Annotated in this window: 14 protein-coding genes; 13 read left to right on the plus strand and 1 reads right to left on the minus strand. The window is 57.8% G+C overall.

Annotation, left to right across the window (positions count from 1 at the left end; genetic code table 11):
• Positions 1-7: 7 nt before the first annotated feature.
• The 12 genes from CIK92_RS05875 (at position 8) to CIK92_RS05930 (ending at position 20,892) form a co-directional block, all read left to right on the plus strand.
• On the plus strand, positions 8-907 hold the full coding sequence (locus tag CIK92_RS05875; protein WP_094388468.1) for a diaminopimelate dehydrogenase: 900 nt from the start codon (positions 8-10) through the stop codon (positions 905-907).
• A 48-nt stretch (positions 908-955) separates the two neighbouring features.
• Positions 956-1,339, plus strand: coding sequence for an FMN-binding protein (locus CIK92_RS05880; RefSeq protein WP_371594070.1), 384 nt, complete (start codon positions 956-958; stop codon positions 1,337-1,339).
• Between the two features lie 823 nt (positions 1,340-2,162).
• A complete protein-coding gene (locus CIK92_RS13385; RefSeq protein ID WP_144289349.1) occupies positions 2,163-2,408 on the plus strand; it encodes a hypothetical protein in 246 nt (81 codons plus the stop codon).
• Positions 2,409-3,156: 748 nt separating this feature from the next.
• Positions 3,157-3,312: a hypothetical protein gene (locus tag CIK92_RS13735; RefSeq protein WP_158214741.1), complete on the plus strand. Its 156-nt coding sequence runs from the start codon at positions 3,157-3,159 to the stop codon at positions 3,310-3,312.
• A gap of 254 nt (positions 3,313-3,566) precedes the next feature.
• Positions 3,567-5,498 carry a sialate O-acetylesterase gene (locus tag CIK92_RS05895; protein ID WP_158214742.1) on the plus strand — a complete coding sequence of 644 codons (1,932 nt, stop codon included), beginning with the start codon at positions 3,567-3,569 and terminating at the stop codon, positions 5,496-5,498.
• 258 nt (positions 5,499-5,756) lie between these two features.
• Positions 5,757-7,736, plus strand: coding sequence for an OPT family oligopeptide transporter (locus CIK92_RS05900; protein WP_094388473.1), 1,980 nt, complete (start codon positions 5,757-5,759; stop codon positions 7,734-7,736).
• A 28-nt stretch (positions 7,737-7,764) separates the two neighbouring features.
• A complete protein-coding gene (locus CIK92_RS05905; RefSeq protein WP_144289350.1) occupies positions 7,765-8,982 on the plus strand; it encodes a hypothetical protein in 1,218 nt (405 codons plus the stop codon).
• 130 nt (positions 8,983-9,112) lie between these two features.
• Complete coding sequence (locus CIK92_RS05910; RefSeq protein WP_094388475.1) at positions 9,113-11,839, plus strand: 3'-5' exonuclease; 2,727 nt, start codon at positions 9,113-9,115, stop codon at positions 11,837-11,839.
• A 68-nt stretch (positions 11,840-11,907) separates the two neighbouring features.
• Positions 11,908-13,203, plus strand: a complete 1,296-nt coding sequence (locus CIK92_RS05915; protein ID WP_144289351.1) for a sialidase family protein — start codon at positions 11,908-11,910, stop codon at positions 13,201-13,203.
• 263 nt (positions 13,204-13,466) lie between these two features.
• Positions 13,467-18,920 carry an alpha-2-macroglobulin family protein gene (locus tag CIK92_RS05920; protein ID WP_094388477.1) on the plus strand — a complete coding sequence of 1,818 codons (5,454 nt, stop codon included), beginning with the start codon at positions 13,467-13,469 and terminating at the stop codon, positions 18,918-18,920.
• A 1-nt stretch (position 18,921) separates the two neighbouring features.
• Positions 18,922-20,016, plus strand: coding sequence for a DUF1573 domain-containing protein (locus CIK92_RS05925; RefSeq protein WP_254046007.1), 1,095 nt, complete (start codon positions 18,922-18,924; stop codon positions 20,014-20,016).
• A gap of 12 nt (positions 20,017-20,028) precedes the next feature.
• A complete protein-coding gene (locus CIK92_RS05930) occupies positions 20,029-20,892 on the plus strand; it encodes a 4-hydroxy-3-methylbut-2-enyl diphosphate reductase (protein ID WP_022311286.1) in 864 nt (287 codons plus the stop codon).
• 259 nt (positions 20,893-21,151) lie between these two features.
• Here CIK92_RS05930 and CIK92_RS05935 read toward each other — a convergent pair whose 3' ends face one another.
• Positions 21,152-21,877, minus strand: a complete 726-nt coding sequence (locus CIK92_RS05935; RefSeq protein WP_158214743.1) for a radical SAM protein — start codon at positions 21,875-21,877, stop codon at positions 21,152-21,154.
• Positions 21,878-22,237: 360 nt separating this feature from the next.
• Between CIK92_RS05935 and CIK92_RS05940 the strand changes: the two genes are divergently transcribed.
• Entirely contained in the window at positions 22,238-22,573 is a 336-nt protein-coding gene (locus CIK92_RS05940; RefSeq protein ID WP_144289352.1) for a hypothetical protein, read from the plus strand.
• The last annotated feature ends 12 nt before the right edge of the window (positions 22,574-22,585 follow it).

The raw sequence follows: 22,585 nt of genomic DNA on the forward strand, positions 1-22,585 counted from the left end.
ACTGACAATGAAAAAGATTAGAGCCGCCGTAGTAGGTTACGGCAATATCGGTCATTACGCCGTGCAGGCCCTCGAAGCCGCTAAGGATTTCGAGATTGCCGGCATCGTGCGTCGTCAAGGCAACACAGACTGCCCATTGGAACTTACCCCTTATGAGGTAGTAGATGATATCTCCCTGCTCCACGATGTAGATGTGGCTATTCTCGCCACGCCTACACGTTCTTGCCCCGACTATTCAGCCAAGATAGTGGCTATGGGCATCAATACCGTCGACAGCTTTGATATCCATACCAGCATCCTCGACTATCGCCGCCAGCAGATGGAAAACTGCAAGAAGGCAGGCCGTGTCAGCGTCATCGCTGCCGGATGGGACCCCGGTTCAGATTCCGTAGTGCGCGTGCTCATGGAGAGCCTCGCCCCCAAAGGACTCAGCTATACCAACTTCGGTCCCGGCATGAGTATGGGTCACTCTGTCTGCGTGCGCAGCAAGGAGGGTGTGCGCAATGCCCTCTCTGTCACCATTCCCCTCGGCGAAGGCATCCATCGCCGTATGGTCTATGTAGAGCTCGAAGACGGAGCCACCCTCGAGCAGGTTACTGCCGAGATCAAGGCCGACCCCTATTTCGCCAACGATGAGACCCATGTCTTCGCCGTAGCCTCTGTCGATGATGTGCGCGATATGGGCCATGGTGTCAACCTCGTGCGCAAGGGTGTGAGCGGCAAGACCCCAAACCAGCGTTTCGAGTTCAATATGAGCATCAATAACCCTGCCCTCACCGCTCAGGTGCTTGTCAATGTGGCTCGCGCCACTATGCATCTGCAGCCCGGTTGCTACACCATGCCCGAGATACCCGTTATCGACATGCTCGCTGGCGACCGTGAGGAGATTATCAGTCATCTGGTATAAGCAGAAAACAACGGAAAACGAATCATAATGAATCGCAAAACTTATCTTATGCTTGCCTCCGTGATGGCGGCAGTGGTAGTGGCGCTGCTCATCAGTGCGCGTCCTGCCGATGAAATCATGACCCATAAGGGCAACACCACCATCGTCAACACCACCCAGTTGGGTGCGCAGGTGCGTGGCTTCAAGGGCGCCACTCCCGTGTTGATACACATCGAGAAAAACAAGGTGGTCAAGGTAGAGGCTCTGCCCAACAGAGAGACTCCCAAGTTCTTCGCCCGTGCCAAGGCTGTGCTCCAGCAGTTTGAGGGCCTTACAGTGGCCAAGGCCCAGAAGGCCGAGGTCGATGGCGTCAGCGGCGCCACCTTCAGTTCCAATGCGCTCACCAAGAACGTCAAGCTCGGACTGGAGTATTACAAGAAGCACAAGAAGTAACCTGACAGTATTGGCAACGCCCATACCGCCCTATTTCATACAGCGTGGCAAGGATTGAGTTCCCTGCCACGTTTTTTTTTGATGGTGTGGGGTTGATGGTACGCATCCCTTGGCAACTCTGTAGGAGTTGCGATTTCTCAGCCCAGGGTTGAGGGGCGTAGCGCCTCTACCCTGGGTAAATATATAATAATGGTTAGCTACTCTGTAAGAGTTGCGATTAGCCGAAGGCGTTACCCGCAGCACGAAACATGGGGCAATCGCTGGGCTAATCTATAATTACCTACTTATGTAATAGGTTGATATCAACACAAAAAGCCATGGCGGCTGTTGTCGGCTTCGCCTTTTTGTAGCTGTCGGTGACGGCAGTCGGAAAACTCGTTTTCCTCCTTGTCGTCGCCGCCATCCCCAACGCCATGCTTTGCATGACGACAACAGCCGGCATGGTTCAAAAAGCGGCCTTTGGCCGTTCAAAAAGTCCGCCTTTGGCGGTAAAAAAACAGCAGCTTGTAGCCCCCTCCCTAACCCTCTCCAAGGGGCGGGAATTCGTTCTTCTTGTGTTTGAGGAGGTTGTGGTGCACACCTTCCCCTTGGGGAAGGCTGGGATGGGGCTTCCCTACGGCAACTCTGTAGGAGTTGCGATTTCATAGCCCAGGGTTGAGGCGAGCAGCGCCTCTACCCTGGGTAAATATATAATAATGTTTAGCTACTCTGTAAGAGTTGCGATTAGCCGAAGGCGTTACCACGGCAGGAAACAAGATTTCAATCGTGGGATTAATCCATTAATAGCTGCATCAATTAGGGGTTGATATCAACACAAAAAGCCATGGCGGCTGTTGTCGGCTTCGCCTTTTTGTGGCTGTCGGTGACGGCAGTCGGAAAACGAGTTTTCCTCCTTGTCGTCGCCGCCATCCCCAACGCCATGCTTTGCATGACGCCAACCGCCAGCATGGTTCAAAAAGCGGCCTTTGGCCGTTCAAAAAGTCCGCCTTTGGCGGTAAAAAAACAGCAGCTTGTAAGCCCCTCCCCAGCCCTCACCAAGGGGTGGGAATCCATTCCCGTTGTGTTTTAGGAGGTTATGATTACGCTCCTTTTCTTGAAAAAGGCTGGAATGGGGCCTTTGTTTGGCTTTTTTCTTCCCCTTGGGGAAGGTTAGGATGGGGCTTGTGGTTGATGGTACGCACCCCTGGCAACTCTGTAGGAGTTGCGATTTCATAGCCCAGGGTTGAGGCGAGCAGCGCCTCTACCCTGGGTAAGAACACCACCCTCCTTAGCTACTCTGTAGGAGTTGCGATTAGCCGAAGGCGTTACCACTGCAGGAATAGCAGCTTGTGTTATTCCATTTATATACCGCTACGGACAGGAAATAAGGTAATCATTTTTTGTACCGGCGCAGCCGGACTTTTTTTACCGCCAACGGCGGACTTTTTGTATTTGCGGCTTTTCAGCCTGCCACCGGGCAGGCGCGGATGGGGATGGCGGGGAATATCCGAGAGCTCGCTCTCGAGATATCTCCCGACACACACGGACGCATAGGGCGAAGCCCTGAAAAGCCACAAAACTTTTTGTAGCTCCTTGTGACGGTAAATTCATGTAATAAGGAAATACACACGACAAGTAACGCCTACGGCTAAGCGCAACTCTTACAGAGTAGCTATATTAGTTGGTCACTTACCCAGGGTAGCGTGCTTCGCCCTCAACCCTGGGCTGGGGAAACGCAACTCCTTCAGAGTTGCCGCTGCTTGCGGAGTGTACCCAAGAAGCCCCTCTCTGGCTCTCTACAAAGGGAGAGAATTGAGCCCATCTCCCAAACCTTCACCATGGGGTGTGAATTCATTCTCGTTGTGTTCGAGGAGATTGGGTTGCGCTCCTTCCCCTTGATGAAGACTGGGGTGGAGCTTCACTTTGCCACCGCCGTGACCATGTCGGCTGGCTCGTATCTTATGATACGTGGGCTCGTGCCTTATGATACGTGAGCTCGTGCCTTATGTTACGAGGGCTCGTGCCTTATGATACGAAGTTGGCGGTGTGGTCTCCTCGCTCCCCGTCTTCCCTTCCGCGCTCCGCAGTGCTATCTACTGCGACGCAACCATCCTCTCGTTGCCTACCAATTTCATCCCAATATGCAAAAACATGGCGGGGGATGGCGTTTTAACCGCTAAAAATGTGTAAATTTGTAGTCACAATGATCATAAACCTACTTATTGAGTTGTTAAACTTATCCACTGTCATGAAACAAAGAATCTACACATTGACACTCCTGCTCATGGCTTTTGCCCTGGGCGCTATGGCGCAACTCCGTTTGCCCGCCATCATTTCAGACCACATGGTGATTCAGCGCGGCGAGCCCGTACACGTTTGGGGATGGGCTGCCCAAGGTCAGAAGGTTACAGCCACCCTCGCCGGACACAAGGCTACCGTGCGCACCGGCAAGGACGGCCGCTGGAGTCTCTATCTCCCCGCCATCAGCGCCGCCGGACCTCACACCCTCACAGTCTCAGCCGGCAAGGAAAGCCTCTCCGTGACCGACATTCTCGCTGGCGAGGTGTGGATGACCAGTGGCCAGTCCAATATGGACTTCCGTCTGCGCAGCATCGACCGTGCCGACGACGAGATTAGCCATGCCACTAATGCCAGCATACGCCTCTTTGAAATCAACCACGCCCTGGCGAGCCGTCCTGCCGACGATGTGAGTGGACACTGGGCTGTCACTACCCCCGAGGCTGCCGACTGCTTCACCGCCGTGGGCTACCTCTTCGCCAAAGAACTCAATGCGGCGCTCGGCTGTCCTGTGGGCATCGTCAACGCCAGTTGGGGCGGCACCCAGATTGAGAGCTGGATGACCATGGGGTCGATAGACCGTTTCCCCAAGTATACCCAGCTCATGGAGCAGCTCCGCTCTGACGCCTTCCGTGCCAACGAGCTGCGCGGACTTGCCAACGACGCCCGCTTCGAGCGTGAGGTGGCTGCCGATCGTGGCGAAGCCGAAGGCTGGTATGCCCCCTCTTACGACAAGAGTCACTGGCAGCCCCTCGCCATGCCTGGTCTGTGGGCCGACGCTCCTCTCGCCCGGATGGACGGCGTGGTCTGGACCACTGCTAAGTTCACCGTGCCCGACTCCCTCGCCGGTCGCGAGGCTCTGCTCTCCCTCGGTTTCATCGACGATGCCGATGTGACCTGGGTCAACGGCCACCGTGTGGGTGCCACCCGTGGCTATGCCGTCAAGCGTCGTTACCAGATACCTGCCGGTGTGCTCCATGCCGGCGACAACGAGCTGACGGTCAAGATTATCGACGACCACGACGGTGGCGGATGCTATGGCTCAGCCAGCCTCTTCTATGTCCAGGTGGGCAGCCGTCGTCTCTCTATCCTCAATCATCCCTGGAGCTACTGCGTGTCGGTAGAGAAGGACAACAGCGGTTTCCGCAGCTACTTCTCCAACGACTTCCCCTCACGTATATATAATGGTATGGTCGCCCCCGTGGCTCCCTATCCCGTCAAGGGCATCGTCTGGTATCAGGGCGAAGCCAATACCGAGCGCCCCAGCGAATACCGCGACCTCTTCCCAGCCATGATTGACGGCTGGCGACAGGCTCGTCAGCGTCCGGAGCTGCCATTCTACTGGGTGCAGTTGCCCAACTTCATCGCCACGCCCAAGAACGACCTTGCCGGACTGCGCGATGCACAGACTTCGGCCCTCTCCCTTGCCCATACGGGGCAGGCGGTGACTATCGACGTGGGCAATCCCACCGACGAACATCCCCTCGACAAGCATACCGTAGCCCGCCGCCTTGCCCTCCATGCCCTGCACAACGACTATGGCCATAGCGACCTCGTCTGCCAGAGTCCTCGTGCCACCGGCGTTAGCCGCCAGGGCGACGGCACCATCCTGGTCACCTTCAGCCATGTGGCCCAGGGTCTGCAGTGTCATGACCGCTATGGCTATCTCTGCGGATTTGCTGTCATCGACGCCCAGGGCAAGCGCCACTGTGTCAAGGCCGAGATAGCAGGCACCGACAGCGTGCGCCTGCTCACCACTCCCAACCTCGCAGTGACCACGGTGACCTACGGCTGGGAAAACAATCCCGAAGACGCCAACCTCTTTGGTTCGACAGGACTGCCCGCCACGCCCTTCATGATGAAGGTAGGGCAGGGGAAGTGAGTGGAAATATAAAAAACAGAAGATTGTTTTGTATTCTCTTCAGTTTCCATTAACTCTACGGCTGACGCCGTGAAGGTAGGCGGCACCTCGGAAATAAAAACAATAGATTGTTTTGCATTTCGCTCGGTTTGCACTACCTTTTGATAAGTTAGGCGGCGTCTCAACAATGCAAAATGAAAAATCTTATGCTTTTTCTTTGCATTGTCTTCGACTTGCACTACCTTTGCATAAATCATAACATTACTAATATATACTACAATGACAGAAAAAGAGAAAGACGCGGTGCAGCTGCCCGACAACGCTTTTCGTGAACTTCACGACGGCGAGGAGTACAAGCCCATTATGGGTCCCGAAAAGACCATTCCCGAAGTCACAGCATGGAGTGTGACGTGGGGATTGTTGATGGTAGTGCTGTTCTCGGCTGCTGCCGCCTATCTGGGATTGAAGGTAGGTCAGGTATTCGAGGCCGCCATCCCTATCGCCATCATCGCCATCGGTTTGTCGTCGGCCACCAAGCGCCGCAACGCCATGGGCGAGAATGTTATCATCCAGAGCATCGGTGCCTGTTCGGGCGCTGTGGTAGCCGGAGCCATCTTTGTGATGCCCGCCATCTATATGCTTGACCTCCAGGCCGACTTCCTGCGCGTATTCATCGCTTCGTCGCTGGGTGGTATCCTCGGCATCCTCTTCCTCATACCTTTCCGCAAGTATTTCGTTAAGGATATGCACGGCAAATATCCCTTCCCCGAAGCCACTGCCACCACCCAGGTGCTCGTGTCGGGTGCCAAGGGAGGCAGCCAGGCCAAGCCCCTGCTCGTGGCTGGTCTCATCGGTGGACTCTACGACTTCATCGTCGCCACCTTTGGTCTGTGGAACGAGAACTTCACCTCGCGTGTAGTGACATGGGGTCAGCAGCTTGCCGACCATGCCAAGCTCGTCTTAAAGGTCAACACCGGAGCTGCCGTCCTTGGTCTGGGCTACATCATCGGTCTGCGCTATGCCGCCATCATCTGCTTCGGTTCGCTTGCCGTGTGGTGGCTTATCGTTCCGGGTATGTCCTTGCTTTTCCCTGACACCGTCCTCAACCAGTGGGATCCCAATATTGTCACTCCTGTGGGTGAAATGACTCCCGAAGCTATCTTCAAGGCCTACGGCCGTTCCATCGGTATCGGTGGCATCGCCATGGCTGGTGTGATAGGCATCATCAAGAGCTGGGGCATCATCAAGAGTGCCGTCGGCCTTGCCGCCCGTGAGATGAAGGGCAAGGGCGCTGGCGCCGAAGAGGTAGTGCGCACCCAGCGCGACATCTCCTTCAAGATTATCGCCATCGGCTCGGTGCTCACCCTTATGGTTACCTTCGCCTTCTTCTATGCCGGCGTGATGGACTTCAACCTCACCCATGCCGTGGTAGCCATCCTGCTGGTTGCCGTGATAGCCTTCCTCTTCACCACTGTGGCAGCCAATGCCATAGCCATCGTGGGTAGCAACCCCGTATCGGGCATGACGCTCATGACCCTCATCCTCGCCTCGGTAGTGATGGTGGCTGTGGGTCTCAAGGGCAATGCCGGTATGCTCGCAGCCCTCCTTATGGGTGCTGTGGTATGTACCGCCCTCTCTATGGCAGGCAGCTTTGTCACCGACCTCAAGATCGGTTACTGGTTGGGTACCACTCCCAAGAAGCAGGAGACCTGGAAATTCCTCGGCACCATCGTGTCGGCAGCCACTGTAGCCGGCGTGATGATCGTGCTCAACAAGACCTACGGCTTCCAGAGCGGCAAGCTCGCCGCACCCCAGGCCAACGCCATGGCAGCCGTCATCGCTCCGCTCATGAACGGTCAGGGTGCGCCCTGGTTGCTCTACGGCATCGGCGCCGTCATCGCCCTCGTTCTCGACCGTTGCAAGATTTCAGCCCTTGCCTTTGCCCTGGGTATGTTTATCCCTATGGAACTCAATATCCCCCTCCTCGTGGGTGGCGCCGTCAACTGGTTTGTCACCACCCGTTCGCAGGATGCTGAGGTCAACAAGGCCCGTGGCGAGAAGGGTACCCTGCTTGCCAGCGGATTTATCGCCGGCGGTGCCCTGATGGGCGTAGTGAGCGCTCTGCTCAAGTTTGGCGGCATCGAGTTCAACTACGACGCCTGGTGGGCCAACCACCTGAGCGAGCTCCTGTCTCTGGCTGCTTACCTTTTGCTCATTACCTATTTCATCATAGCCACCCGCACCACCAAGAAGGTCTGATGCGGGGCAGGCTTCAATCGTTGACGATATGAACACCTCTTCCTTATCCTTTGCCGTCCGCACTGGCATGCTGCTCATGGTCGCCTTGCTTGTGACCATGAGAGCCAGCGCTGCGGCCCGGCGCTATGCCAAGATTTCCCGTGCCTGGGTAGAGCACGATGTCATCCTGGACGGCCAGCGTGGCATGAAGGTCCACCTCTATCTTACCGTGAGCGGAATGAAGCGCCGCAGCGTGAGCCTCACCGGCGAGGTTACCCTCGACAGTGATGTGGCGGGCGACGACCCCGAGGTCATCTACCGCTGCGACGGTGCCCTGATGCCCAGCCACGACATCGACACCTATCTGGACTACACCCTCTTTGTCAACTACGACACAGGCAATTGGCCCGAGGGCGACCACCACTATTATCTCAATGTCCTCGTGACCAATACCGCCAATGGCGAAGCCCTCAATACGCCCGGTTCCACCATCCTCGACTTCTCGCTGAAGCGTGGCGACGACGGCTCTTACATCAGTTATGATGCCACCGTCGAAGAGATTAAGCAGCGGATAGGTTATCAGCCCTCTACGCCTACCACGCCCGCTACTCCGGCGCCCGTGGCTACCCCCAAGCCAGCCCCTCAAGCGGCACCGGCGCCTGTGACTACCCCCAAGCCGGTTCAGAAGACCACTCCCTCGACACCATCTGCCCAGGAAATGACCGACCAGCAGCGGTTGTACATCTCCTGGATGAAAGACCGCATTATCAAACAGCTCGATGCTGGCGATGGCAACTACATTGTGATATGCACCAGCAGCTGGGCTCATGGTCCGAACAAGGTGACAGACATCTTCTGGGTCCCCCGCGACTTCAGACCTTACAGCTCGGCATACAAGCAGCTCATGGCGACCGACAAATATATCAAGTGTTTTGTGGATGGCATAGATGTCCTCAAACTCATCAACCACACCCTCGCCGACGGCCGTGAATTCAGCACGGTCTATATATGCGACCGCGACCAACTTGCCAACGGTGAGGCTTGGGAGTATAAAAACAAGAACCATCCCGAACAGGCCACCCACTACTATATGGAAGAGCACCGCATATCCTCAAAGGCAGCAGCCTGGCTGCAACTGCTCATAGAGGGAAAGCTCACTACGATGAGCTTTCAAGGGCGTGACGGCTTAAAAATGGAGACCACCACGAGAGTAGCCCTCAAGGCTCCGCGTCGTATCCCTTATGGCAACTCGCCCGACACGTACTGATGTTGGCGTCGCCCCTTCGCCCTCTCCGCTGCCCATCACACCCCTTAACCTGATATAATCCTTATCCATGACCGTCATAGTCACAGTGCATGTGGCGGTTATGGATATTTTCTTTCAGACCCATACGACTATGACACAATCTATGTCCCCTGCCTGGCAGCCCGACGCAAGTCAGCTGCGCGTGATAGAAACCCCGTTAGGCGGTTACCACCTGGTGCTGGCGCCCCCTGGCTGCGGCAAGACCCAGATACTTACCGAGCGCATCCGTCGTGCCAACGACCAGGGCATAGCCTATGGCGAAATGCTCTGCCTCACCTTTACCAACCGCGCTGCCCGCGGCATGCGCGAGCGCATCGCCCAGTATATCGAGGGTGCCGACCTCGGCCAGCTCTATGTCGGCAATATCCATAGATTCTGTTCCCGTTTCCTCTTCGAGCACCACCTTGTCGAGGCAGAGACCTCGGTCATCGACGATGACGATGCCCTGAGCATCCTTGCCCGTTACCAGAACGAGGAAGAAAGTGCCATCAAGCAGCGCCACAACCGCCGTCGCGAGTATGCTGAGATTATCCAGTTTGCCCACTTCATGCACCAGATTATCCATCATCATCCGCGTGGGCTGAGGCTCCATCCCGACTGTGTCAGTGCCGACGATGTGCGCGCTCTCAAAGCCATCTGCCGTGCCGAGCGTCGCGAGTTCACCCCCGACGCCATGATACATATCTACGACCACACCGACGACTACCGCGACTTCATCCATGGCGACGCCTTCGATGTGGGCACCCAAGCCCTTGCCGCCAACACCCTGCGCAAGATGCGCTATGCCCACGCCTACACCGCCTACTGCCGTCAGAACAAGCTCATCGACTTCGAAGACCTGCTCCTGCTCACCTACGACGCCCTCACTGTCGACAACGACTATCCCCACTACCGCTGGATACAGGTCGACGAGGTTCAGGACCTCAACGCCATGCAGATGGCCATCATCGACCTCATCACCGATACCGCCGTCACCCGTGGCGAGGGCATGGTGATGTATCTCGGCGATGCCCAGCAGGCCATCTTCTCCTTTATGGGCGCCAAGAGCGACACCCTTGCCCTGCTGCGCCAGCGCTGTGGCGACCATATCTACCACCTCAACATCAACCACCGTTCGCCGGCGTCGCTCCTTGCCATGACCAATCACTATGCTGCCGAAGTCTTGGGCGTAGACCGCGCTCTGCTGCCCACAGCCCAGCCCAGCGACGCCGCCGACTGTGCCGAGATGCGGCTCATCGAGTCGCCCCTCATCGACAGCGAGTATCACGATGTGGCTGCCCTTGCCCGCAAGCTCGCCCTTGCCGACAACCGTGAGACCACCGCCATCGTGGTCAACTCCAACTATGATGCCGACAAGGTGGGCGAGGCACTCCATGCCCTCGATATGCCCTTCTTCCAGGTGTCGGGAACAGATATTTTTGCCTCAGTCCAGGTCAAGACCATGCTCGCCCATCTCAATGTGCTTGCCTCGGAGACCAACTTCATGGCATGGGCACGCTTGCTCTATGGATTGGGCGTCTTTGCCGCTCCCGCCTCTGCCCGCGAGTTTATGCGCAAGATGCTCAACCGCGCCCTCCTGCCCTCCGATTTTCTGCTCTACGACTCCACCACCTACGTGCAGGACTTTGTGGCTGCCGTCGACGCCGACGCTCCCGTGGTGGTCTTCGATACCGAGACCACCGGACTCAGCGTCTTCGACGACGACATCCTGCAGATAGCCGCTGTCAAGATGCAGCATGGCCGCATGGTCGAGGGCTCCTCCTTTGTGGTGCATATCCAGACCGAGCGCCCCATCCCCGAGATGCTCGGCGACATCCCCAACCCCATCATCAAAGAGCGGCGCCACGCCACCCTCGTCGGCCATGCCGAGGCACTGCGCCAGTTTGTCGACTACATCGGCGACTGCCGTCTGGTGGGTCACAATGTCGAGTACGACTACCAAATCCTCGTCCACAACCTCAGCCGCTATCTTCCCGAAGCCCCCCTTCCTGCTCACGACCGCTGCATCGACACCCTCAAGCTCCTGCGCCTGCTCCATCCCGAGCTGGTGAGCTATCGGCTTGACTTCTTCCGCCGCCAGCATCTCTTCGGACTCAGCGAAGACAATGCCCACCTTGCCGATGTCGATGTTGAAGACACCTGCCGCGTCATGGCCCACCTCTACCGTCGTTGCCGCGAGGTCATCCCCGAGCAGCAGGAGTTTCTTGACCGTGCCGCCACCCGCAGGGCTGCCGACATGCTGCGCCGCAACTACCGCGACCTCTATGTCCGTGCCCGTGAGCAGCTCTATGACCACGCGCCGGCTGGCGACAGTCCTGCCATGGTCGGCCAGATGCGTGCCGTCTACGACTACCTGCGCCAGATGGGCGGCGACCATGCCCAACCCCACAAGATAGACTATGTGCTCAGCTATATCGCCCACGACATCGTCGACAGCAGCCTCGCGCCGTCGCTTGCCGAGCAGCTGCAGCGCCACCTTATGGAGACCAACACCCTCAAAGAGTCAGACCTCTGCGGATCAGATGTCCTCGACGAGCGCATCTTCGTCTCCACCATCCACAAGGCCAAGGGCCTCGAGTTCGACAATGTCATCGTCTTTGATGTCGTCGACGGCCGTTACCCCAACTACTTCACCCGCGACGACGAAGCCCAATGCGCCGAAGACCGTCGCAAGCTCTATGTAGCCCTCACCCGTGCCCGCCGCCGCGTCTATGTGGCGTGGAGCAGCGGGCGCATCGCCTACCGTGGCGACAGGGTCGTCCAGTATCTCTCGCCGTTCCTGCTGCCCGTGGTGCGTTACTTCGACAGCCTCAGTTGAACCCGCTGCCGGCACCGGGCTGACTCCTGTACCCAGAACAATAATCACAAATATAGTAAAGACTAATTATGAAGACAATCCTTACAGCCTTTGGCATGGTCGTCGTCGCCACTGCCGCGTGCGCACAGACCACGCTGTGGAAGACCGACACCGCCAGCCACAAGTACTACCGCATTCCCGCCATCGTGGCGTATGACAACCACGTCATAGCCTTCTCCGACAACCGCTCGGGCGTGACCGACGCCACCAGTTGGGGCGATGTAGGTTCGGTGGGCAACATCAGCATCGAGGTGCGCCACAGCAACGACGGCGGACAGACCTGGACCGCTCCCCGCTGCGCCGTCATGGGATTTGGCAGCGGCAACTTCGACCAGAGCCATGGCGATGCCGCCGTGGTGCGCGACCGCGAGACGGGCCGCATGCTCATTATGACCGGCTCGGGCGAAGTGGGCTACGGCAGGTCGCGTGTAGATGTACCCGGCGACTACTCCAAGGTACTCAAGGTAGGCCGCTACTACAGCCTCGACGACGGCTACACCTGGAACGGTGGCGATGTGACCTCGCAGATTTATGACCTCTATCGCGGTCATGGCAATATCTTCCGCCTCTTCTTCACCAGCGGCCGCATCTGCCAGAGCCGACTTGTCAAGCATGGCACCTACTACCGTCTCTACTCAGCCGTGGTGACCAATGAGGGCAGTCTGGTCGTCTACTCCGATGACTTCGGCCACACATGGATACCCCTCGGCGGTGCCGACGCCCGCCCAGCCCCCCAAGGTGATGAAGCCAAGATAGAAGAGCTGCCCGACGGCCGCGTGCTGCTCAGTTGTCGTCGCAGCGGTCAGGACGGCCGATGGTTCAACATCTTCACCTACGCCGACCGCCAATGCCAGGACGGCAGTTGGGCAGAGCCTGTAGCCTCGGAGAAGCACGACGGCGGTACAGCCACCATCAACAACAACTGCAATGGCGAGATACTCTTCATCCCAGCCCTCGATGCCGACGGCCGCCGCGTCTATGTGGCTCTCCAGTCGGTGCCCCGTGGCACCCCTGGCAACCATCCCACCAACCTTGAGCGCCGCAGCCATGTCTCCATCTACTGGAAAGCCTTCGACACAGCCGACAGTTGGGCCACGCCCGACCGCTGGGCTGAAGGATGGCAGCGCCACGAGATTACCGATGGCTATTCTGCCTATTCATCCATGGCGCTCGACGGCAATGGCGATATCTGCTTCATCTATGAAGACCATGGCGTCCACTTCCGTCTGGGCAGTCAGCCCACCGAGATGTACGACATCCTCTATCGCCACCTCAGTCTTCAGGACATCACCGGAGGACGGTATCAGTACCGCGCCGCCAAGTAGGGCAGTGAGTATAGCCCATATCGCAAAATCCCCGCAGTCGACAGTCGGCTGCGGGGATTGTTTCACGCATCGTCGCGGTGCTCTCTCCGAGCAGTCCCAGCCTGTGGATGGCTGCGCCCGTGAGCCAGATAGAGTCGGGTGGGGCAGTGGTCAAGACAAAATGACAAACAATGAGCTTTTTTAATGACATTTATATAAATATTCTTGTAGTGACCACCTATTTTTACTAATTTTGCGATATAGTAACTACAGAACTGACAATAATGAAGAAATCGGTCATATTATTCACTCTGATGCTCATCGCCGTGGTGCGGGCATCGGCTGCCGACACCTACACCTCGCTCTGGCAGCGCTTCGACAAGGCTGCCGCCGCATGGCAGCCACGCACTGCCATCGCCGTGCTCGACAAGATTATCGTGCGCGCCACTGCCGAGAAAGCCTACGGCCATCTGGTCAAGGCACAGATAGCCCGTGGAGGGTTGACCATCCAGATATCGCCCGACTCGCTCGACGCCGTGGCTGCGCAGATGGCTGCCGAAGAGCAGCGCGCCAAGTCGCCCGTGCTGCGCGCCGTCTATGCCACCGCCCTGGGCAAGCTCTACGCCATGCAGCAGAGAGGCATAAACCGCAAAGCCTATCAGCAGAAGAGCCGCAACTGCTTTGCCCGCGCCCTCAAGGACCCCGACCTGCTCGCCAAGACCCAGGCCAAGACCTACGAGCCCGCCGTGGAGCGCCGGGATATGAGCAAGGCGTTCGGAGGCGACCTGCTCCACGTTGTGGCAGGTGAGGCCAAGGAGTATGGGCTGCTCAACCGCTACTACGAAGCCCACGGCAACCGCCGTGCCGCCTGTCTGGCCGCCTGCCTCGACCTGCGCGAGAACCACAGCGACTGGCTTTACACCCGCAGCGGCAAGCAGCACTACCAGCACGCCATAGACTCGCTCATCAATGTATACCAAGACCTCGACGAGTGTGGCGAGCTGGCCATAGACCACTATGAGGCTATGGATGAAGATGCTAAAGACATCGTAGAGCGCCGCATAAGATACATAGACTGGGCTATAGCCAAGTGGGGAGCATGGCCCCGCATGAATATCCTGCGCAACAGGCGCACCGACCTCACCGCGCCCCAGTTCAACATCAGTCTCCAGGAGCGGCAGATGCTGCCCGGCAAGGAGCGCAAGATACATATCAACTCGATACGCAATATCCACCAACTCACCCTCAATGTCTATCGGCTCAGCAAGCCCTATGCCGACATCAGTAGCGAGTCTCTGCAACAGACAGACAAACTGGTGGAGACGCTCAGACAAGACGCAGGCAAGACACCCGTGCAGACGGTGGTGCGCAAGTATATCGGCCATGCCGACTACAAGCTGCTCTCCGACTCTGCCACGCTCGCCCCGCTGCCCTTGGGCAGTTATCTGGTCGAGGTGCAGGCCGATGTCAAGGGCGTGAAGCCCCAGTATGCCCTTCTCTCCGTAAGCGACCTGCTCCTGATGGTGCAGAGCCAGTCGGCTAAGGGAACTGCCAATATGAGGCTGGTAGTGGTAAACGCTACAACGGGAAACCCCGTGCCTGAGGCATCCATCATCATCAGACGCGACATGCGCCGCTGCGACCAGGACACCGTCATCCGCGTCAACCGCAAGGGCGAGGCGCTCTGCACGGGCAAGTGGGGAGGCAGCTATATGCGCGCTACTTCGGGCATGGACATCAACAGTCCGTTTGGTCAGACATGGTCGATGCTCTCATACCTAAAGTCCAAGGCAGAAGAGCGGTTCAGCTTCTTTACCGACCGCAGCATCTATCGTCCCGGACAGACCGTGCAGGTGGCTATGGTGGGAGCCTACAGGAGCAGCGCCACCCAAGGCGACGCCATCACAGGTCGCGACCTCACCCTACGTCTGCACGACGCCAACTGTCGGGTGATAGCCGAGCACAAGGTGACCACCGACAGCTATGGCACCGCCCACAGCCAGTTTGTGCTGCCCGCCACCGGCCTCACCGGTAGATACTACATAGACAGCGACATGCCCTATTCGCTCAGCACCAGTTTCAGGGTCGAGGAATACAAGCGTCCTACGTTCAAGATAGAATGGGACACGATACGCACCCGTTACGAGGCTGGCGACACGCTCCTGCTCACCGGTAGGGTGATGACCTATGCCGGAGTGCCTGTGCAGCACGCCAAGGTGAGCGCCAAGTCTACACGCCGGATAGGACTGTGGTGGTGGCGCTTCGGTCGCGGTGAAAGCCATGTCGAGCAGTTGCCCACCACGGTCACCGACAGTCTGGGCCGCTTCGGTCTGCGTCTGCCCCTCACGGTCGATGATGCCGATTACGACCGTCGGGTCTTCTACTCCTTTGATGTCAGCGCCACCGTCACCGATGCCGCCGGCGAGAGCCACGACGCCCAGACCTCTGTAGCCCTGGGCACGCGTCCTACGATGCTCAGCTGCGACATGGCAGACCAGATAGAGCGCGACAGCATCGGCTCCATACGCTTTGACTACCGCAACAGCGCCGGTCAGAATATCGACGGCACCGTAAGCTACACCATCGGCAAGCATAGCTACACCGCCAAGGCCAACGAGGCGGTAGACCTGAGAGCCATCCTCAAGGGGCTGAAGAGCGGCCGCCATGTGCTCACCGCCGTGTGCGATAGCGACACCCTTGTACACCCGTTTGTACTCTTCAGTGCCACCGACAGCCGTGCCCCCATCGATACCCCCGACTGGTTCTATTTGAGCGGCACCCGCTTCAAGGGCAAGGACAAGGTAAGGCTGCAACTTGGCTCTTCTGCTCCCGAACAGTACGTCGTCTACACACTCTTTGCCGACGACCGCGTGATAGAGAGCGGCTCGCTCCACCTCAAGGGCCAGCTCCATCTGCGCGACTTCACCTACCGCGATGACTATGGCGACGCCCTCACCCTCACCTATGCTTGGGTCAAGGACGGCCGCCGCTACATACACACCCAGCGCATCATGCGGCCTATGCCCGACAAGCGGCTTGTGGCACGCTGGACCACCTTCCGCGACCGCCTCGTGCCTGGACAGCAGGAAACGTGGACCCTCCACGTGAGCCGCCCCGACGGCAAGCCCGCCGACGCCCAGCTCATAGCCTCGCTCTACGACCATTCGCTCGATGCCATTTATGCCCATGACTGGCGCTTCTACAACGAGTATGGCGCAAGCCGGCTCTACAATGCCGACTGGCGCATACCCTACAGCCGAAGTATCGGTCTGTACAGTTATCTCGAGACCAAGATGCTGGTAGAGCCCGACCTGTCGCTCTCGCAACTTACGGCGTGGCCCTGCCGGTTCCTCTATCGCACCGCAGGCCCCATGTATGCCGGTTCGGCATCTGCAGGCAGGGAGCTCTTTGTGAGGGGAGTAGCCAGCGCCGAGTCGACCCGTGCCAATAGGGTCAAGGACAAACTGGCGTCTGATGCGGCGATGCCCGAGCCGTCGGTCACCGAGACAGAGAAGGAGCCCGAGTGGGCCTCTCTGCGCGAGAACTTCAACGAGACCGTCTTCTTCTATCCCTCCCTGCAGACCGATGCCAAGGGCGACATCGCCATCAGCTTCCGTCTGCCCGAGTCGGTGACCACGTGGAAGTTCAAGGGCCTCGTACACGACCGCAACCTCAATGCTACCACCATCGAAGCCCTCGCCGTGGCACAGAAGAAGGTGATGGTGCAGCCCAATATGCCCCGCTTTGTGCGCAATGGTGACCATGCCACCATCGCCGTGCGTGTGACCAATGCCTCGGACCATCGCCAGAGCGGCCGACTGCGTCTGGAGCTCACCACCGCCGACGGCAGTCGCACCCTCGTGGCGCGTCAGCAGAACTTTGATGTCGACGCCAAGGCTGCGGCTACCCTCTATTTCGCCTTCGACCTCTCTACCGACGAGACTCTTGTGGTGTGCAAGGCTATGGCTACCGGCAGCGACTTTGCCGATGGCGAACAGCACTATCTGCCCGTATTGCCCGACCGTGAACAGGTGGTCAACACCCGTCCGTTTACCCTCACGGGCACCGGCACCCACACCATAGACCTGACATCCCTATACTCCGCCGGCGCCACACGCACGCATACCACTATAGAATATACCGACAACCCCGCATGGCTCATGATACAGGCTTTGCCGTCGATGGCCAACCCCTCGGGCGACAACGCCATGAGCCTCGTCACCGCCTACTATGCCAACGCCATAGCCCAGCACATCATCGGCAGCTCGCCCGCCATCGCCCAGGCTATAAGCCTCTGGCAGCAGCGCCCCGATGAGTCGCTCACAGGCGTGCTGGAAAAGAACGAGAGTCTGAAGCAGACCGTTCTGGCTGAAACCCCGTGGCTCATGGATGCCGCCCGCGACACCCAGCGTATGCGTAGTCTGGCCCGATACCTCGATGCCAACCAGCTGGCTGCTTCGCAGTCGTCTATCCTGCGTCGCCTCGGTGACCTGCAGGACGAAGACGGTATGTTGGCATGGTGGAAAGGCATGAGAGGCAACGTCTATATGACTGCCGCCGTGGCAGAGACGCTGGCAAGGCTCGACCGCATCGTCGGCAAGCAGACCGCCACGCAGAATATCCTGGACAACGCACTGACAGCATTGGACAGAGTGATGGCACAGCGCGTGGAGGAAATGAAGAAACGTGACCCCAAGAACCATACGACCGACCGCCTCGACTATATCGAGACACGCTATCTCTACGCCTCTGCACTCGCCGGACGCAAGGCTACCCCCACCATCGACTATCTGCTCGATATCATGGAGAAGCAGAAGCACGTGGCCACCATCGCCGACAAGGCGCAGAGCGCCGTGGTGCTCGCCCTCTACGGACGCGATGCCAGGGCCAAGGAGTGCCTGAAGAGTGCGCGCGAGTTTACCGTCTACAAGGACGGCATGGGTCGCTACTACGATACTCCGCTTGCCGGCTACTCTTGGTGCAGCTACCGCATCCCCACACAGGTAGCCACCATCGAGGCAATGGGTCTGCTCGCTCCCCAAGACAGCGTTGCCATCGACGAGATGCGGCAGTGGCTCTTGCAGGAGAAGCGTACGACGGCTTGGGACACACCGATAAACAGCGTAAACGCCATCTATGCCTTCCTCAAGGACAACGGCTCGGCCCTCGCGCCAGCCACAGGCACACGCATCACCATCGACGGCAAGCCGATGGAAGCCGACACCAGCGTGCCGATGATCGGCGCGCAGACCTGGCAGGCCGACGGCGCCGTCAACTCGATAGCCATCACCAAGCAGCAGCCCCACACCAGTTGGGGTGCTGTCTATGCCTCGATGATGCTGCCATCCGGCAAGATAGAGAAGGCTGGTGAAGGTTTCAGCATCGAGCGCCAGGTCGTCGGAGGCACCCACCTCGGTGTGGGCGACAAGGTCACCGTGCGCATCATCATCCGCGCCGACCGCGACTACGACTTTGTCGAAGTCACCGACAAGCGCGCTGCGTGTCTGGAGCCCGTTGTCCAGCTGAGCGGTTATCGTCAGGGTTGCTATGAGGCTCCGCGCGACTGCCGCACATCCTATTATTTCGACCGGATGGGCAAGGGTACCCATGTCATCGAGACCTCCTACTATGTAGACCGTGCCGGCGACTACCGAGCAGGTCAGTGCACCGTGCAGTGTGCCTACAGTCCATCCTTTGCCGGTCGTGTTGCCGGTGAAATCATCCACGTAAATCCATAATATGACCATAATGAACCTATCCTCACACTCTCACCGTCTGGTGATGACCCTCTTCACGCTGTGCGTGGCGCCGATGGCGCTTATGGCACAGAAGATAACAGTAGCCCAACCCACCATCGACTGCGGACAGGTGCAGTATCGCCGCCCCGTGACCGTACAGTTTGAGGCCCGCAACCAGAGCGGGCGTCCCATAACCATCGCCAAGGTGCGCAGCAGTTGCGGATGCACAGTGGCAAGTTACCCCAGTCAGGCCATAGCCAACGGCAAGACCTTCAAGGTAAGCGCTGTCTATGACGCCCGTCAGTTGGGACACTTCCAGAAAGAGCTGGCGCTCTATGTCGATGGCGGCAATAAGCCCGTGTATCTCACCCTGCGTGGCGTGGTCGTGGAAGAGGTCATCGACTATACCGGCGACTTCCCCCTCGAGCTCGGCGACCTGCGTGTCGACAAGACCGACGTGGAATATGATGACGTCAACCGTGGCGAGCGACCCTTCTTCCGCATCAATATCCTCAACCCCACCTCCAAGGCAGTGAGCCCGCAGGTGATGCACCTACCCAACTATCTCGAGGCACAAGTGTCGCCGTCGACGATAGCCGCCGGGCGTCCCGGAGTGGTGACCCTCACGCTGCTGTCAGACAAGTTGCGCGACTTCGGACTCACCCAGACCACCATCTACCTGGGCAGCAATCCCGGTGAGCGCGTCTCTGCCGACAAGGCCATCGAGGTGTCGGCGGTGCTGCTGCCCTCGTTTAAGAATATCACCGACGCCACCCGTCAGTATGCCCCCAAGATGAGCCTCTCTGCCACCTACCTCGACCTGGGCAGCTTTGACGGTAAAAAGAAGAAGCGCGGCGAGATTATCATCACCAACAACGGACGCACCGACCTCGAGATACGCAACATACAGATGTTTACCGCCGGACTGGAGGTGTCGCTCTCGACCCGCAAGATAGCTCCCGGCGCGTCGGCTCGTCTGCGCGTGACCGCCGTGGCATCGGCGCTCCACAAGGTGCGTACTCGTCCACGCATACTGATGATTACCAACGACCCCGACAATGCCAAGGTGGTGATAGCCGTAGATGTAAAACGATAGATCCTTATCCTGATGATACAGATAGAAATAGACAGCGGTAGCGGATTTTGCTTCGGAGTGACTACCGCCATCAGCAAAGCCGAAGAAGAACTCTCACGCAGCGATACGCTCTACTGCCTGGGTGATATCGTGCACAACGGCATGGAGGTAGAGCGTCTCCATCTGCAGGGACTGCAGACTATAGACCACAGCCAGTTGTCTCAGCTCCACGATGTCAAGGTGCTGCTGCGTGCGCATGGCGAGCCGCCGGCTACTTATGCCACCGCCGAGCGCAACCATATAGAAATCATCGATGCCACTTGTCCTGTGGTGCTCCAGCTCCAACGCCGCATAAAGCGCCAGTATGACGACAATCCCCAGGCACAGATTGTCATCTTTGGCAAGAACGGCCATGCCGAGGTCTTGGGTCTCGTGGGTCAGACTGATGGCAACGCCATCGTGGTAGAGAACCTTGACGACGCCAGCCATCTCTGTTTCGACCGCGACATTTACCTCTACTCGCAGACAACCAAGTCGCTCGACGAGTTTCATGCCCTCATAGCCTACATCCAGGCGCATATCTCTCCCCAAGCCACCTTCCGCAGCTTTGACACCATCTGCCGCCAGGTTGCCAACCGTATGCCCAACATTGCCGCCTTTGCCGCCCGCCACGACATGATACTCTTTGTGAGCGGCCACAAGAGCAGCAACGGCAAGGTGCTCTTCAATGAGTGTCTGCGCGTCAACGCCAACAGCCACCACATCGAGCAGCCGTCGGAGATAGACCTGCACTGGCTCGACGGAGTCAAGACCATAGGTATATGTGGGGCTACGAGCACGCCCAAGTGGATAATGGAGCAGTGTAGAGACCATATCCTCGAGGCGCTGAAGCGTTGAAGCGAGGGTGGGCTGCATCGCGGCTTCGCTGGGTGATGTCTCCACGCCCGCCGAGATTGTCTTCACGTCCGCCGAGATTGTCTCTGTCCCCGCCGAGATGACCTCCCCGCCCGCCGAGATGACCTTCCCGCCAAAAAATACTAACAGACCGCCGCTGAAGACAAGCCCGAGGGCCAACTTCAGCGGCGGTCTGCGTGTAGAGGGGCTGCCGGTCAATGCGGAGCTATCCTCCCTCTGTCTATATCTTATTATATATATGCTATCTGGATGGCTTGACGATGTATTCGGTCCTCTCTATATGCGTCAAGCCCATCGCCCGTAGCTCGTCGACGCTCCGCTCTACATCGGCATCGGTGTTGAAGTCGGGGATGAGCGGCACCTTGCCCCTAATCTTCTCTTCGGGCACCAGCTTCATGAGTTCGGCGAGCCGCTCCTTGACTACCGGTTCGGCGGAGGTGTATTCTCTGTAGATATAGCTGTTCATATCCTTGACATCGACTATCCACTCGTCGATATGGGGCGCCAGTGCCTCTATGGCATCGGTGGTGCAGCACAGCGAGCTTTCTATCGTGAACCTCCAGTGGCTGGGGCAGAGCGGGATGAAGGCTGTGATGAACGCGTGCTGCGTCGTGGGCTCGCCGCCACCGAAGCAGATGCCTCCGCCCGTGGTCTGGAAGTAGATATTGTCCATCTTCACCATCTCGTAGAGTTCCAGTGGCGTGACCCAGTGTATGCCGGGCGTGAGGGTGTGGCCGTCGCTGCCGTCGCCGTTGCCGCCCACATCGTAGTGGCAGCGGTCGTTGAGGCAATACCTGCACTTCAGCGGGCAGCCCATCATTGCGACCAGGGTGGTGATGCCCTTGCCGTCGGTTCCCATGCGCAGCCGGCTGATGCCGAATATGGCAATCTTCTTATCCTTTATGTCTGTCATGATTATGGCTTTATCTGAGTAGGCAGTAAACTGCTTGCCGACAAATTTACACATTATTACAATAATAGCGTTGGTTTCGCACCGTTTTTTTTCGTATGATAGATTTGTCATTCATGGCACGATACGTGTAATGCACATCACGAATTATATCATTGGCGTCTTGAATTTGTCATTTCATACTTTGAAGTCGGAAAAAAGATAACCCCCAGTCGTTTATTTGTCCGATTGTGGATAAAAGAGGCCGTCTTTCTTGGCAACATATCGGTCATATTGGCAACAAAACGGACAAAAACGCGCGAAATGACCACTTGTGTCCGTTTTATTTTTATCTTTGTCTGATATATGTCTTGTTGTTTTTACCCTATTGGCTAATTTTGCATAGTTAAAAACCAACAACCTAACATAGTAACTAAAATGTACGCAATCTTAAGACAACTGAAGAGAAGCTATCTTCTCGTGGCATTGTTGCTCATGGGCTGTCTGCCAGTCTTGGCACAGACTCGAACCATCCAGGGTAAAGTGACAGATGCACAAAATGGTGCCCCCCTCATCGGCGCCTCGGTAGTGGTGACTGTCTACGTGGGTGAGAGCAAGGATGACCAACAGGCCAACTACGGTTCGGACCCTTCAGACCTCTTCAAGCTGTCTACAGCCGACGGCAACTGGAACATCTGGTTCAAGGACGATGTCAACGGCAACGAGGTGACCGTCACCGCCGACCTCAACGCCATGACCTGGAAATACGAATAATGCAACAACCGA

This window comes from Prevotella sp. P4-67, assembly GCF_002251325.1.
Classification (GTDB): Bacteria; Bacteroidota; Bacteroidia; order Bacteroidales; family Bacteroidaceae; genus Prevotella.